General features: G+C 70.3%; 13 protein-coding genes. 9 read left to right on the plus strand and 4 right to left on the minus strand.

What is annotated here, in order from left to right; all coding sequences use genetic code 11:
- Positions 1-101: 101 nt before the first annotated feature.
- From ACFWBQ_RS01955 to fdhD, 5 genes are read left to right on the plus strand one after another with little or no spacing between them, the layout of a single operon-like run.
- Entirely contained in the window at positions 102-1,091 is a 990-nt protein-coding gene (locus ACFWBQ_RS01955; protein WP_385482874.1) for a 2-dehydropantoate 2-reductase, read from the plus strand.
- Positions 1,088-3,043, plus strand: a complete 1,956-nt coding sequence (locus ACFWBQ_RS01960) for a molybdopterin oxidoreductase family protein (RefSeq protein WP_385482876.1) — start codon at positions 1,088-1,090, stop codon at positions 3,041-3,043. The genes ACFWBQ_RS01955 and ACFWBQ_RS01960 overlap by 4 nt, the downstream gene beginning before the upstream one ends.
- Entirely contained in the window at positions 3,034-4,971 is a 1,938-nt protein-coding gene (locus ACFWBQ_RS01965) for an NAD(P)H-dependent oxidoreductase subunit E (protein ID WP_385482878.1), read from the plus strand. The genes ACFWBQ_RS01960 and ACFWBQ_RS01965 overlap by 10 nt, the downstream gene beginning before the upstream one ends.
- Positions 4,968-5,828: a 2Fe-2S iron-sulfur cluster-binding protein gene (locus tag ACFWBQ_RS01970; protein WP_385482880.1), complete on the plus strand. Its 861-nt coding sequence runs from the start codon at positions 4,968-4,970 to the stop codon at positions 5,826-5,828. Before ACFWBQ_RS01965 ends, ACFWBQ_RS01970 begins: the two co-directional genes overlap by 4 nt.
- A gap of 5 nt (positions 5,829-5,833) precedes the next feature.
- The gene (gene fdhD, locus ACFWBQ_RS01975; RefSeq protein ID WP_385482882.1) at positions 5,834-6,682 is read left to right on the plus strand and encodes a formate dehydrogenase accessory sulfurtransferase FdhD; all 849 of its coding nucleotides are present in this window, start codon (positions 5,834-5,836) and stop codon (positions 6,680-6,682) included.
- 137 nt (positions 6,683-6,819) lie between these two features.
- Here the strand turns inward: fdhD and ACFWBQ_RS01980 are convergent, their stop codons facing one another.
- Together ACFWBQ_RS01980 and ACFWBQ_RS01985 are read right to left on the minus strand one after the other, a co-directional pair.
- A complete protein-coding gene (locus ACFWBQ_RS01980; protein ID WP_385482884.1) occupies positions 6,820-7,035 on the minus strand; it encodes a DNA-binding protein in 216 nt (71 codons plus the stop codon).
- Between the two features lie 31 nt (positions 7,036-7,066).
- Entirely contained in the window at positions 7,067-8,098 is a 1,032-nt protein-coding gene (locus ACFWBQ_RS01985) for a bile acid:sodium symporter family protein (RefSeq protein ID WP_385482886.1), read from the minus strand.
- A 117-nt stretch (positions 8,099-8,215) separates the two neighbouring features.
- Between ACFWBQ_RS01985 and ACFWBQ_RS01990 the strand changes: the two genes are divergently transcribed.
- The 4 genes from ACFWBQ_RS01990 to ACFWBQ_RS02005 all read left to right on the plus strand — a co-directional run bounded on the left by ACFWBQ_RS01990 (position 8,216) and on the right by ACFWBQ_RS02005 (position 12,727).
- Positions 8,216-9,109, plus strand: coding sequence for a LysR substrate-binding domain-containing protein (locus ACFWBQ_RS01990; protein ID WP_385482888.1), 894 nt, complete (start codon positions 8,216-8,218; stop codon positions 9,107-9,109).
- A gap of 228 nt (positions 9,110-9,337) precedes the next feature.
- The gene (locus ACFWBQ_RS01995) at positions 9,338-11,137 is read left to right on the plus strand and encodes an AMP-dependent synthetase/ligase (protein ID WP_385483150.1); all 1,800 of its coding nucleotides are present in this window, start codon (positions 9,338-9,340) and stop codon (positions 11,135-11,137) included.
- 212 nt (positions 11,138-11,349) lie between these two features.
- On the plus strand, positions 11,350-12,183 hold the full coding sequence (locus ACFWBQ_RS02000) for an aldo/keto reductase (protein ID WP_385482890.1): 834 nt from the start codon (positions 11,350-11,352) through the stop codon (positions 12,181-12,183).
- A gap of 70 nt (positions 12,184-12,253) precedes the next feature.
- Positions 12,254-12,727, plus strand: coding sequence for an RICIN domain-containing protein (locus ACFWBQ_RS02005; RefSeq protein WP_385482892.1), 474 nt, complete (start codon positions 12,254-12,256; stop codon positions 12,725-12,727).
- Positions 12,728-12,736: 9 nt separating this feature from the next.
- Here ACFWBQ_RS02005 and ACFWBQ_RS02010 read toward each other — a convergent pair whose 3' ends face one another.
- On the minus strand, positions 12,737-13,651 hold the full coding sequence (locus tag ACFWBQ_RS02010) for a class I SAM-dependent methyltransferase (RefSeq protein WP_385482894.1): 915 nt from the start codon (positions 13,649-13,651) through the stop codon (positions 12,737-12,739).
- Between the two features lie 49 nt (positions 13,652-13,700).
- Positions 13,701-14,645, minus strand: coding sequence for a cupin domain-containing protein (locus ACFWBQ_RS02015; protein ID WP_385482896.1), 945 nt, complete (start codon positions 14,643-14,645; stop codon positions 13,701-13,703).
- Positions 14,646-14,731: the final 86 nt, after the last annotated feature.

Raw genomic sequence — 14,731 nt, forward strand, 5'->3', positions numbered from 1 at the left:
CACCCGCTGTCACGAGTCTTGACCCCCCTAACCGCATACTGTAGACAATATTCTGTCGACTTGACACCCTCGCTCGGTCCTCTCACCGAACGGAGAGCCCCGTGAAAGTCGCAGTTGTCGGTGCCGGTGCCATCGGCGCCTATGTCGGGGCCGCGCTCCACCGCGCAGGCGCCGAGGTCCATCTCATCGCCCGGGGCCCGCATCTGGCGGCCATGCGCCGTGACGGCGTGCGCGTGCTCAGCCCGCGCGGTGACTTCACCGCACGGCCCGCCGCCACCGACGACCCGTCGGACGTCGGGCCCGTCGACTACGTGTTCCTCGGACTCAAGGCCAACTCGTACGCGGGATCGGGACCGCTGGTCCATCCCCTGATGCACGCACGCACCGCCGTGATCGCCGCGCAGAACGGCATCCCCTGGTGGTACTTCCACGGTCTGGCCGGGCCGTACACCGGGCGCCGGCTGGACAGCGTCGACCCGGCGGGCTCGGTGAGCGCCACTCTGCCGCCCGAGCGCGCCATCGGATGCGTCGTCTACGCCGCCACCGAGATCGAGGCGCCCGGAGTCGTACGCCACCTCGAGGGCACCCGGTTCTCCATCGGGGAGCCGGACCGTTCCGTGTCCAGGCGCTGTCTGGACTTCAGCGAGGCCATGGTCGCGGGCGGACTCAAGTGCCCCGTCGAGCCGGATCTGCGCAACGACATCTGGATCAAACTGCTCGGCAACATCTCCTTCAACCCGATCAGCGCGCTGGCCAGAGCCACCATGGGCCAGATCTGCCGCCATCCGGACACCCGTGCGCTCGTGGAGTCGATGATGCGCGAGACCCTCGCCGTGGCGGCGGCCGTCGGCTGCCGGCCCGAGATCTCCGTGGAGCGGCGCATCGCGGGCGCCGAGCGCGTCGGCGACCACAAGACATCCACCCTCCAGGACCTGGAGAAGGGCAAGCCCCTCGAACTCGACGTGCTGCTCGCGGCCGTCGTCGAGCTGGCCTCGCTGGCCGGCACGCCCGTACCGACGCTGCGCGCCGTGCACGCGCTCGCCGATCTCCTCTCCACCACCTCCTCGGCCCCAGCAGGGAGCGCACCATGAACAGCGACCGCACAGGCCCCCGAAAGCGCAAGGGCCGGCAGCCGAAGACCTACGAACGCCTCACCCACCCCCTGGTCCGCGGCACCGACGGAGTGCTGCGGCGTGCGAGCTGGGACGAGGCACTGACACGGGCGGCTGCCGGATTCCGACAGATCCGCGAGACGTACGGCCCCGACGCCTTCGCCATGCTGTCCTGCGCCCGCGCCACCAACGAGATGAACTACGTGGCGCAGAAGTTCACCCGTGTCGTCATGGGCACGAACAACGTCGACAGCTGCAACCGCACCTGCCACGCCCCCAGCGTCGCCGGACTGTCGGCCGCCTTCGGATCGGGCGGCGGGACCTCCAGCTACGAGGAGGTGGAGCACACCGACCTCATCGTGATGTGGGGTTCCAACGCCCGCTTCGCCCACCCGATCTTCTTCCAGCACGCACTCAGGGGGATCCGCAACGGGGCCCGGATGCACGCCGTCGACCCACGCCGCACCTCGACCGCCGAGTGGGCGGAGAGCTGGCTCGGGCTCAACGTCGGCACCGACATTCCGCTCGCCCACGCCATCGGCCGCGAGATCATCCATGCCGGACTGGTCAACCACGCCTTCGTGGACAGGGCGACGACCGGTTACGAGGACTACGTGGCACTGGTCGAGCCCTGGACCCTGACCGCCGCCGAGAAGGTGACCGGAGTTCCCGCCGAAGCGATCCGGGATCTCGCCCACGCCTACGCCACAGCCGAACGCGCGCAGCTGTGCTGGACGCTGGGCATCACGGAGCACCACAACGGCACCGACAACGTCCGCGCGCTGATCAATCTCTGCCTGCTCACCGGCCACGTCGGACGGTACGGCTCCGGGGTCCAGCCCCTGCGCGGGCAGAACAACGTGCAGGGCGGCGGCGACATGGGCGCCATCCCCAACAAGCTGCCCGGCTTCCAGGACATCCTGGACCCGCAGTCCCGGCAGAAGTTCGAGCGGTCCTGGGACGCCGTCATCCAGCCCCGGTACGGCAAGACACTGACCGAGATGTTCGAGGCGATGGAGACCGGCGAACTGCGTGCCGTGTACTGCATCGGGGAGAACCCGGCGCAGTCCGAGGCCGACAGCGACCAGGCCGTCCGCAGGCTCGCCGCCCTCGATCATCTGGTGGTGCAGGACATCTTCCTGACGAAGACCGCCGACATGGCCGACGTCGTCCTGCCCGCCACGGCCGGCTGGGCCGAGACCGACGGCACGACGACCAACAGCGAGCGGCGGGTGCAGCGGGTCCGGGCGGCGCTCGTTCCGCCGGGCGAGGCACGCGGGGACATCGACATCATCTGCGCCATGGCCGAACACCTGGGCCATGACTGGAAGTTCGAGGACGCGGAGGCCGTCTGGGACGAGCTGCGCTCACTCTCCCCCGACCACTTCGGGATGACGTACGAGCGCCTCGCCGAGCACCAGGGCCTGCAGTGGCCCTGCCCCGACACCGAGAAGCTCCCGTCGAGCTTCCTGCACGCCCGACTCTGGGAGACCGATCCGGTGCGGCGCGGCGCCGCCGCCCCGTTCGGCCTGGTGCAGCACGACCCTCCGGTCGACCTCACCGACGAGTCCTACCCGCTGCGCCTGACAACGGGACGGCGGCTGGACTCGTACAACACCGGTGTACAGAGCGGGAGTTACGCCTCGCCATTGCGGCGCGGCGAGTACATCGAGCTCTGCCCGGAGGACGCCGAGGCCTACGGCGTCGCCGTGGGCGAGGAGGTGCGGGTCTCGTCCCGGCGGGGCAGCGTCACCGCGCCCGTGTGGGTCGATACCGGGCTGCGGCCCGGTCTGGCCTTCATGACGATGCACTTCCCGGACGAGGTGGACACCAACCAGCTGACCATCGAGGCGAATTGCCCGATCGCCGGCACCGCCGAGTTCAAGGCCTCCGCCGTACGGATAGAGAAGCTGGTGCCCGCATGGACCTGAGGTACACCGACGCCGTCCCCTCCGACGCCGAACGGGCGACGGTGGACTCCCTGCTGGGACCGCCGCCCTCCGGGTGGGAGGGCGGCGAGGAGCGGACCGAGGAGGACCTGCGCTGGGCGAAGGGCGGTGCGTCGGCGGCCAAGGACCGCCGCGACCAGCTGCTGCCCGCCCTGCACGCGGTGAACGACCGGGTGGGCTGGATCAGCGAGGGCGCGCTGAACTACATCTGCCGGCGACTGACTGTGGCCCCGGCGGAGGCGTACGGGGTCGCGACGTTCTACGCGATGTTCTCGGTGCGGCCCCGCCCGGCGAAGGTCCTCCATGTCTGTACGGACCTGGCCTGCGCGGCCCGCGGCTCCGGGGCACTGTGCGCGGACCTGACGGAGCGTCTGGGTCCTGCGGGCACCCCGGCCGAGGGCGCGGTCTGGCAGGAGAGCCCCTGCCTGGGCCTGTGCGAACGGGCCCCGGCGGCACTACTGCTCCAGGCGGGCGCAGATCCAGCCCCTGTGGCGCTTGAGGAGCGGGGGTCCGGGGGCCGGGCTCCCGGTCACGGGAAGGGGCGGAGCGGGGAAGAGCCGGCCGCCGACGCCTTCCGGTGCTCCGCCGTGCTCGCGCCCGCCACCGCGCCTGCCGTCGTCACAGCCACCCGATCCCCCGAGGCCGCCCCCACCGAACCCCCGGCCGGAACAGCCGTTCCGCAGGCCGGCGACCCCTCTCTCGTCCTCCTCAAGCGCATCGGCGCGATCGACCCGTCCTCGCTGGACGACTACCGCTCCACCGGCGGCTACACCGCCCTTCGCCGCGCCTTCGCACTCGGTCCCGCGGGCGTGATCCGTGAGGTGCTGGACGCGGGCCTGGTGGGCCGGGGCGGCGCAGCGTTCCCCACGGGCCGCAAGTGGCAGGCCACCGCCCAGCAGGCCGACGGCCCGCACTACCTGGTCTGCAACGCCGACGAGAGCGAGCCCGGCACCTTCAAGGACAGGGTGCTGATGGAGGGCGACCCGTACGCCCTGATCGAGTCGATGACGATCGCCGGATACGCGATCGGTGCCGCGCACGGCTACATCTACCTTCGCGGCGAGTATCCCCGCGCGTACGAACGCCTGAGCCACGCCCTGGCGAGCGCCCGCACCCGCGGACTGCTCGGATCCGACGTCCTCGGCCAGGGGTACGCCTTCGACATCGAGATCCGGCGGGGCGCCGGTGCCTACATCTGCGGCGAGGAGACCGCGATCTTCAACTCGATCGAGGGGCAGCGCGGTGAGCCGCGCTCCAAGCCTCCGTTCCCTGTGGAGAAGGGTCTCTTCGGCAAGCCGACCGCGGTCAACAACGTCGAGACGCTGGTGAACGTGCTGCCGATCCTGGAGCACGGCGCCGCCGCCTACGCCGCGACGGGCACGGAGACGTCCACCGGCACCAAGCTGTTCTGCGTGTCGGGACAGGTTGCCCGCCCCGGCATCTACGAACTGCCCTTCGGCGCGAACCTGCGCGAGCTGCTCGCCCTGGCGGGTCCGCCCGAGGACATGCGGGCGGTGCTCCTCGGCGGCGCCGCGGGCGGCTTCGTACGCCCCGACGAGCTGGACATCCCGCTCACCTTCGAGGGCACCCGCGCGGCCGGAACGACGCTCGGTTCCGGTGTGGTCCTGGTCCTGGACGACTCGGTGGAGCTCCCGCGCATCCTCCTGCGCATCGCGGAGTTCTTCCGCGACGAGTCGTGCGGCCAGTGCGTGCCCTGCCGGGTGGGCACGGTCCGCCAGGAGGAGGCCCTGCACCGGATCGTGGACCGTACGGGAGCCGGGGCAGCCGCCGACATCGCACTCATGAGAGAGGTGGGACAGGCCATGCGGGATGCCTCGATCTGCGGTCTGGGCCAGACCGCGTGGAATGCCGTGGAGTCCGCCATCGACCGTCTGGGGGTCTACAAGTGACCACTGTGCCGCTCCAGCCGCCGCGCCGTCTCGTCTCGTTCACGCTCGACGGCTCCGAGACCCGGGTCCCCGAGGGTTCGACGATCCTGGACGCCTGCCGGTCGGCGGGCAAGGACATCCCGACCCTGTGCCAGGGCGACACGCTCACCCCGAAGAGCGCCTGCCGGGTGTGCGTCGTCGAGGTGGAGGGTGCCCGCACGCTCGCCCCGGCCTGCTCCCGGCGCGCCGAGCCGGGCATGACGGTCCTCACGGACACCGAACGGGCCCGGCACAGCCGGAAGGTCGTCCTGGAGCTGCTGGCCTCCTCGACCGACCTGTCGACGACTCCGAGGGCCGCCGAGTGGATCAAGGAGTACGACGCGAAACCCGCCCGCTTCGGAGCGGACGCCGCACGGGTCAACGAGCAGCCGAAGATCGACAACGACCTGTACGTCCGCGACTACGACAAGTGCATCCTCTGCTACAAGTGCGTCGACGCCTGCGGGGAACAGTGGCAGAACACCTTCGCGATCGCCGTCGCGGGGCGCGGCTTCGACGCCCGCATCTCCACCGAGCACGACGCTCCGCTCACCGATTCGGCCTGCGTCTTCTGCGGGAACTGCATCGAGGTGTGCCCCACCGGAGCACTCTCCTTCAGCACCGAGTTCGACATGCGGGCGGCCGGGACGTGGGACGAACCGGCGCAGACGCAGACCACGACCGTCTGCGCGTACTGCGGCGTCGGCTGCAACGTCACACTCCATGTGCAGGACAATGAAATCGTCAAGGTCACCTCACCGCACGACAACCCGGTGACCCACGGCAACCTCTGCATCAAGGGCCGCTTCGGCTACCAACACGTACAGAATCGGGTTTAACGGCTATGGGACGGGTCACCGAGCGTCGCCGCACCATCCGCATCCGGGACGGGGCAGTCACCACGCGCCCCGACACCCTCGTCGCCGAGGAGCCCCTGGAGATCCGGCTGAACGGCAAACCGCTCGCCATCACCATGCGCACCCCGGGAGACGACTTCGCGCTCGCGGCCGGCTTCCTGGTGAGCGAGGGCGTGATCGGTGACGGCTCCGAGGTGCAGTCGATCGTGTACTGCGCCGGCGCGACGGCGGACGGCGTGAACACGTACAACGTGGTCGACGTGAAGCTCGCACCCGGCGTCGTGGTCCCCGACATCACCCTGGAGCGCAACGTCTACACGACGTCGTCCTGCGGACTCTGCGGCAAGGCGAGCCTGGACGCCGTCCGCACCACGACCCGTCATCCCATCGCCGACACTCCCCCGGTCCGGGTGGAACCCGCGCTGCTCTCCGCTCTCCCCGACCGGCTGCGCGAGGCGCAGCGGGTCTTCGACCGGACCGGGGGTCTGCACGCGGCGGCGCTGTTCTCGCCGGAGGGTGAGCTGCTCGACATCCGGGAGGACGTCGGCCGGCACAACGCGGTCGACAAGCTGGTCGGGCGGGCTCTGACGGACCACCGGCTGCCCCTCTCGCAGGCGATCCTGCTCGTGTCGGGGCGCGCTTCGTTCGAACTGGCGCAGAAGGCGGTGATGGCGGGGATCCCGATGCTCGCCGCGGTGTCCGCGCCGTCGTCGCTGGCCGTGGATCTGGCGGCCGAGAGCGGACTGACCCTCGTGGGCTTCCTGCGGGGTCCGTCCATGAACGTGTACGCGGGTGAGCACCGCATCGCCCTGGAGGCAGCGGTGAGCCGGGGCTGAGGCGGCCCGCGCCCGCTGCACGGGTCAGGGGTCCGGCCGGCGGGGAGCGCCCCCTGCGCCGGCCGGTCCCTCCGTGCCTGTGGTCTCCTCCGCGGTCCTGCCCCCGTGGTCTCCTCCGCGGCCTTCCGGCCCCGCGCTCACTCCCCGGCGAACGCGAGCCCCTTCGCCGCCAACGCCGCGCGAAGCACTCCCACGGCCTTCGGTCCCACACCGTGCAGCCGCTTCAGTTCCGCCTCGCTGACGGCCGGGAGCTGGTCCAGTGCCGTGTAGCCCGCCGCGTGCAGGGCACGGCGGGCCGGGTTGCCTACACCGTGCGGAAAGTCGTCCGACGGTGGGGTGCTGTCACTCGTCACGGGGTGTCGTCCTTCCGGAGCGGGCAGCTTCTCAGCCCACGGTAACGGGCACCTGTGACACCTCGGCGGACTCCGGCAGCGGGTCGCGCGCGCGGCGTTTGGCGATCACCGCGCAGACCATCAACTGCATCTGGTGGAAGAGCATCAGCGGCAGCACGGCCAGGCTCGCGTGCGCACCGAACAGGACGCTCGCCATCGGCAGTCCGGCGGCCAGGCTCTTCTTCGAACCGGCGAACTGGATCGCGATCCGGTCCGCCCGGCCGAAGCCGAGCCGCTTCGCCCCGTACCAGCTCAGCGAGAGCATCAGCGCCAGCAGCACCGCTTCCGCGGCCATGAGCGCACCGAGCCTGACCGGGGTGACCTGGTGCCAGATTCCGGCGACCATGCCCTCGCTGAATGCCGTGTAGACGACGAGCAGGATCGATCCACGGTCGACGTAGCTCAGCACCTTCCTGTGGCGCGCGACGAAGCCACCGACCCAGCGGCGCAGCAGCTGTCCGGCCAGGAAGGGGACCAGCAGCTGGAGGACGATCTTGACCAGGGAGTCCGTCGAGAAGCCCCCCGCGCTTCCTCCGAGCACCAGTGCGGCGAGCAGCGGGGTGAGCAGGATCCCGGCAATGCTGGAGAAGGAGCCCGCGCAGATCGCGGCCGGCACGTTGCCGCGGGCCATCGACGTGAAGGCGATCGAGGACTGGATCGTCGAGGGGACCAGGCAGAGAAAGAGGAAGCCGTCCTGCAGCTGTGGGGTCAGCACGTGGGGTACGAGGCCGTGACTCGCGAGTCCCAGCAGCGGGAACGCGACGAAGGTGCAGGCCAGGACGGTGAGATGGAGCCGCCAGTGCTTCAGTCCGTCGAGCGCCTCGGCGGTCGAGAGACGTGCCCCGTAGAGGAAGAAGAGAAGGGCGACCGCTCCGGTCGCCGCCCCTGCGGCCGCATCGGCGGCTGTTCCCGATGCGGGCAGCAGCGCCGCAAGCACCACCGTGCCGATCAGCGCCAGGATGTACGGGTCCACCGGCAGCCAGGACGGCAGCGTCGGGGTACGGCGGCTGGTGCGGCTGCTCATGTGCTCCACGTGCTCTCTCGGCGGGGTCGTGCCCTCCCCATCCTGCTCCTGATCACCGTGATCGGGAATCCCGTACACCGCTCTGACTGCCATCATGATTCGCGATAACCTGGCCTCATGTACGACCCTGTCCAGCTCCGCACGTTCCTGGCCGTCGCTCAGACCCTGAGTTTCACCCAGGCGGCACGCAGACTCGGCATCCGGCAGTCCACGGTCAGCCAGCACGTACGGCGACTGGAGGCCGAGGCCGGCCGGCAGCTGTTCGCCCGGGACACGCACCGGGTCGATCTCACCGAGGACGGTGAGGCGATGCTCGGCTTCGCCCGGACGATCCTGCAGGCCCACGAGCGGGCGGCGGCTTTCTTCACCGGCACCCGGCTGCGTGGCCGGCTGCGCTTCGGGGCCTCCGAGGACTTCGTCCTGACGCGACTGCCGGAGATCCTGGAGTCCTTCCGGCGCGAGCATCCCGAGGTCGAGCTGGAGCTGACCGTGGAGCTCTCCGGGACACTGCACCAGCAGCTCGAAGCGGGCCGGCTCGACCTCGTACTCGCCAAGCGGCGGGCCGGCGACACCCACGGCGAGGTGGTCTGGCAGGACACGCTGGCCTGGATCGGTGCCCCGCAGCTGAGGATCGATCCGGACCGGCCGCTGCCGCTGATCGCCTTCCCGCCTCCCGGCATCACCCGGGCCCGCGCCCTGGAGGTCCTCCAGGAGCACGGCAGGTCCTGGAGGTTCGCCTGCACGAGCGCGAGCCTGAGCGGGCTGATCGCCGCCGCCCGTGCGGGCCTGGGGGTGATGGCGCACACGCGTGGGCTGATTCCGCCGGGGCTGGTCCCGGTGCCCCCAAGAGCGGGGCTGCCGGAGCTCGGCGATGTGGACTTCGTCCTGCTGCACGGGAGGCGCAGGGGCGCCGCGCAGGAAGCGGCCGACGCTCTTGCGGCCGCGATCCTGGCGGGCGGCGACCGGCTTCACCGGGTCACGGGCACGCCCACCCGCACGGAGTCGGCGTAATCACAACGTACAGATTCGGTGGAGATTCCCGTGCGAGCTACTTACCCAGCGGTCAGAAGTGCGCCCGAGCCTTGCCCATCTGGCCCGATTTCAGTGGCTGACCTGTGCAGATCCCACGTTTTCCGGAGACTTCGGACCCTCCCGCTTCCACGCAAGGTGGGGTAGCGTCGCGGCGCCGTGCGGAGCGCCACAAGGAGCAGGTCATTGCGCGAGTTCACTGTCCCACCCATGGCCGCTGCCCCTCAAGTCGGCGGTCTTGCCGATACCGTTTTCGACCATGCCGAGGACGATCCCCATCGGGTCGCCCTCGGCCGCAAGGACGCGGACGGGAAGTGGCACGACGTCTCCGCCGCTGTCTTCCGCGACGAGGTGCTGGCGCTGGCCAAGGGGCTGATCGCACACGGCGTGCGGTTCGGCGACCGGGTCGCTCTGATGTCCCGTACGCGCTACGAGTGGACGCTCTTCGACTTCGCACTGTGGACCGTGGGCGCCCAGTCCGTGCCGATCTACCCGACCTCGTCCGCCGAGCAGGTCCTGTGGATGCTCCATGACGCCGAGGTCGCGGCCGTCATGGTCGAGCACGAGGACCATGCGATGACGATCGGTTCGGTGATCGACCGGCTGCCGAATCTGAAGCGGCTCTGGCAGCTGGACGCCGACGCGGTGACCGAGCTCGTCGACGCGGGGGTCCAGATCGACGACGAGACGGTGCACAGACACCGGCGCGCGGTGACGCCCGACTCGGTGGCCACCGTGATCTACACCTCCGGCACGACAGGACGCCCCAAGGGCTGTGTGATCACACACTCCAATTTCATGTTCGAGTCCGACACCATGGTCAGCCGCTGGGAGCCGGTGTTCCACTCCAAGCCGGGTGAAGAGGCGACGACGCTGCTCTTCCTGCCGCTCGCCCATGTCTTCGGCCGCATGGTGGAGATCGCGGCGCTGCGCGGCCGGGTGAAGCTGGGCCATCAGCCGGAGCTGTCGGCGAAGGCACTGATGCCGGACCTGGTGTCGTTCCGGCCCACGTTCATCCTGGCGGTGCCGTACATCTTCGAGAAGGTCTTCAACGGTGCGCGCCGCAAGGCGGAGGCCGAGGGCCGGCTCGGGGCCTTCGACAAGTCCGTCGATGTCGCGGTGAGGTACGCGGAGGCGATCGAGGAGCGGGCGTTCGGGACGGGCCCCGGGCCCTCCGCCGGGCTCCGGATGCAGCACCAGTTCTTCGACAAGGTCGTCTACAAGAAGGTCCGCGACGCGATGGGCGGCCGGGTGCGGCACGCCATGTCGGGCGGCTCCGGCATGGACCGTCAGCTCGGGCTGTTCTTCGCGGGCGCGGGAGTCATCGTCTACGAGGGGTACGGCCTCACCGAGTCGACCGCCGCGGCGACGGCCAATCCGCCCGAGCGCACCCGGTACGGCACGGTCGGGCAGCCGATCCCCGGGTCCACCGTGCACATCGCCCAGGACGGCGAGGTGTGGGTGCACGGCGCCAACGTCTTCAGCGGATATCTGGGCGACCCCAAGGCCACCGATGCCGTGCTCCACGACGGCTGGCTGGCCACGGGCGACCTCGGCGCACTCGACGCGGAGGGCTATCTGACGATCACCGGGCGCAAGAAGGAGATCCTGGTGACGTCCGGCGGGAAGAGCGTCGCGCCGGCCGGCCTGGAGGAGCGGGTCCGCTCGCACCCGCTGGTGGCGCAGTGCATCGCCGTCGGCAACGACCGGCCCTACATCGCCGCACTGGTGACCGTGGACCAGGAGTCGGTGGACCACTGGCTCACCATGCAGGGCCGGCCGCCGATGCGCACCGCGGACCTGGTGCGGGACCCGGATCTGGAGATGGAGGTCCGACGGGCGGTGGTGGCCGCGAACACGGCGGTGTCGCAGGCGGAGTCCATCCGCACGTTCCGTATCCTGGCGCACCAGTTCACCGAGGAGCACGGCCTGCTGACACCGTCGCTCAAGCTGAAGCGCAAGGCGATCGAGACGGCGTACGCGTCCGAGGTCGACGCTCTCTATCACTGATCACGAGGCGGAAGCTGATCACCGGGCCGTAGGGGCCCGCGGCAGGATCCTGGCGGCACGCAACCTCGCGGTCGTCACGCTGCGTGCACCGCTACCGGTTCGTGCGTTCGCCGGTTCTTGCGTTCGCCGGTTCTCCGCAGGCGGGAATGCGTAGGCTTCGTTGATCGTTTCTCAACGGGAGTACCAACCGACAACGTAAGGATCGACTGCTCGTGAGCCAGGTCCCCTCCATCACCCTCAACAACGGTCTCGAGATGCCGCAGCTCGGCTTCGGTGTCTGGCAGGTGCCGGACGACGAGGCCACGACGGCCGTCGCCACGGCCATCGAGTCCGGGTACCGGAGCATCGACACCGCCGCGATCTACGGCAACGAGGAGGGCACCGGCAGGGCCATCGCCGCCTCCGGTGTGGCGCGTGACGAGCTGTTCGTCACCACCAAGCTGTGGAACGGCGACCAGGGCTACGACTCGACGTTGCGGGCGTTCGACGCCTCGCTGGACAAGCTGGGTCTGGACCATGTCGACCTGTATCTGATCCACTGGCCGCTGCCGGCCAAGGACACCTACGTCGACACGTACAAGGCCCTCGAGAAGATCCATGCCGACGGCCGCGCCAAGGCCATCGGCGTGTCGAATTTCCTCCCCGCGCATCTGGAGCGCCTGATCGACGAGACCTCCATCGTCCCGGCGGTCAACCAGATCGAGCTGCACCCCCAGCTCCAGCAGGCGGAGTCCCGTGCCTTCCATGCGCGGCACGGCATCGTCACCGAGGCCTGGTCCCCGCTGGGACAGGGCAAGGGTCTGGACGTCCCGACGGTCCTCGCGATCGCCCGGAAGCACGGCCGGACCCCCGCTCAGGCGGTGCTTCGCTGGCATCTGCAGACCGGCCACGTGGCGATCCCGAAGTCCGTGACGCCGTCGCGGATCGTGGAGAACCTCGATGTGTTCGGCTTCGAGCTGGACGCGGACGACCTCGCCGCGTTCGCCGCACTGGACGAGGGCAAGCGCATCGGCCCCGACCCGGCCGAATTCGCCGCGGGCGCCTGAGCAGACAGGTGTTCGGCGCCCTGCCGCAGCGGCGGGCGCCGAACCCGAGCACACCGAAAGGGAACGGACCATGAGCGGGGAGACCGCGCCCGTCGTCGAGGCGGGCGTCTACCGCCTGCGGAACGTGGGCAGCGGACTGCTGCTCGAGGTGTACGGCGGGGCCACGGGCAGCGGCGCCAACGTCCAGCAGGGCAAGGAGAACCAATCCGCGTCCCAGCACTGGCGACTCGACCCCGTGCACGAGGGCGCCGCCCTGTATCACCTGGTCAACGTGCACAGTGGCAAGCGGCTGGATGTCGCGGGCGCCTCCACGGAGAACGGCGCGAACGTCCAGCAGTGGAAGGCGAACAACTTCGGTGCCCAGGAATGGCTCATCGAACAGCACCTGGAGGCACCGGGCACCGTGACGCTGGTCAGTTTCGTCAGCGGCCGCGTCCTTGAGGTCGCCGACGGCGCCACCGACGACGGGGCCAACGTCCAGCAGTGGGAGGACAGCGACTCCCCCGGTCAGTGGTGGCGACTGGAGCCCGTGCCGGAGTCCTGAGCCGGGACGTCAACCTGCCGTGCGGGGCTCCCGCCGGGCCAGGTGAACGGTGCGCGCGGAGAGCAGGAAGAGGTCCGAACGCAGCCTCAGCCCCACAGGGTCACCGGGGTCGAGCAGCCGGTCGAGCGCCGACGCGTCCTCGGCCGTGAGCCGGTCGGCGAACGCCTCGCGTTTGCGGGCGAATTCGACGACGGCACGGTCGCGGGCGATGCCGCTGATCGGGGCGGGCAGATCGAGCAGGAAGCTGCGGGTGCCCTGCGGCTCCAGGCCCACGGCCGCGAAGAGGGCGCTCCAGTCCTCGATCTCCCGTGTGGCGTCCGGCAGCCCCGCCCGCATCTCCTCGAACCGGTCCGCGGAGATCGCCTCGAGCCTTGCCTCGAGCCCAGGCCTTCCGAAGCCGATGTCACGCGGGAGCTGACGGGCGGCCAGCCCTCCTTCGAGCAGGGCGACGGTGCCACCGGGGCGCAACAGTCCGGCGAAGCCCGCGAGGAGGCCGCGCTGGTCGCCGATGTGATGCAGGGCATTGCCCGCCCAGATCAGATCGGCCTCGTCCAGCTTCCCCAGGTCCTTCGGAAGCTCCGCGTGCACGGTCCGCACCCGCTCACCCACGCCGTGCCGTGCCGCGCGGGCCCGGGTGCGCTCCAGGAGGGCCGGAGTGCCGTCGACGGCGACGACCTCGGCCCCGGGGAACACCTCGGCGAGCAGACAGCTGATCACACCGGGTCCGCTGCCGATGTCGAGGACCCTGCGCACCTGCGGGGCCTCGGGGAGAGCCGCGATCCAGCGGGCGGCTGCCTCGTACTGCGTACTGCTGAGTTCGGCCTCCTCCTCCAGCCACGGACCCACGACGTCCCAGTCGAAGTCATCGGTGCCGTGGGCATGGGCATGGGTATGACCGTGGCCGTGCACGGTGTGCTTGCTCATGGGCCCACCTTCTCCTCGAAGGACATCCAGGGCCAGTTCTCTTGCCGTTTCAGCAAGTCTGTTTTCCGTTGCGGTGCTCCTGAGGACTGAGGCCCCGCACGCGCTTGAAGGCGGCGCTGAACGCAAAGGAGCTGCTGTAACCGACCTTGCGCGCGACCGCCTCCACCGTGGCATCCGTCTCGCGCAGCAGATCGGCGGCCAGGGCGATGCGCCAGCCGGTCAGATAGGCCATCGGGGGCTCTCCCACGAGTTCGGTGAACCTCCGGGCGAGTCCGGCCCGGGAGACGCCGGTCCTGGCGGCGAGCGAGGCGACCGTCCACGGGTGTGCCGGGCCGTTGTGGAGGAACCTCAGGGCCTGTCCGACGACCGGGTCCCCCATCGCCCGGTACCAGGCCGGCGCTGCGGCACCGGGCCGGGCGAACCAGGTACGGAGCACCGCGATCAGCAGCAGGTCCAGGAGGCGGTCCAGGACCACGCTCTGCGCGGGTTCGTCCCGGGAGATCTCGCCGTCGAGCAGCTGCAGCAGAGGGCCGCTTCTGCCGTCGGAGGGAAGGCTGAGCAGCGGTGGCAGCGCGTCCAGCAGGCGGCGGCTGATCTCGCCGTCGAGCAGATACGTGCCGACGAGCACGGTGGTCGCACCGTCGGGGGCATTGCCCCAGGACCGTACGCCCAGCTGCATCGACTCCGAGAGCGGCTCCCCGTGCAGCGTGGTGCAGATGCCGCCGGGCCCGACGCGCGCGTGCGGGACCGTGCCGGGCGCGTTCGCAACGGTGTAGGGGTCCGGGCCGCGTGCGATGGCGATGTCTCCGGGGCGCAGCAGGGTGGGGCCGGCGCCGCCGGCCGGGACGACCCACGCTTCACCCCGGGTCACGGACATCAGGCAGAGCGGGGCACGGTCCTCGATACGGACCGACCAGGGCGGCCTCATCACCATCCGGAGCAGAAAGGCACCTCTGGCCCGCGGTCCGTCCAGCAGCCCGGCGAGTGCATCCATGCCCGCCAGCCTATGACCTCCTTGGACGCACGCGTATGGCGTCCTTGGACGCACACGTATGGCGTCCTTGGACGCACACGTATGGA

It is taken from the genome of Streptomyces sp. NPDC060035 (genome assembly GCF_042736635.1).
Taxonomy (GTDB): domain Bacteria; phylum Actinomycetota; class Actinomycetes; order Streptomycetales; family Streptomycetaceae; genus Streptomyces.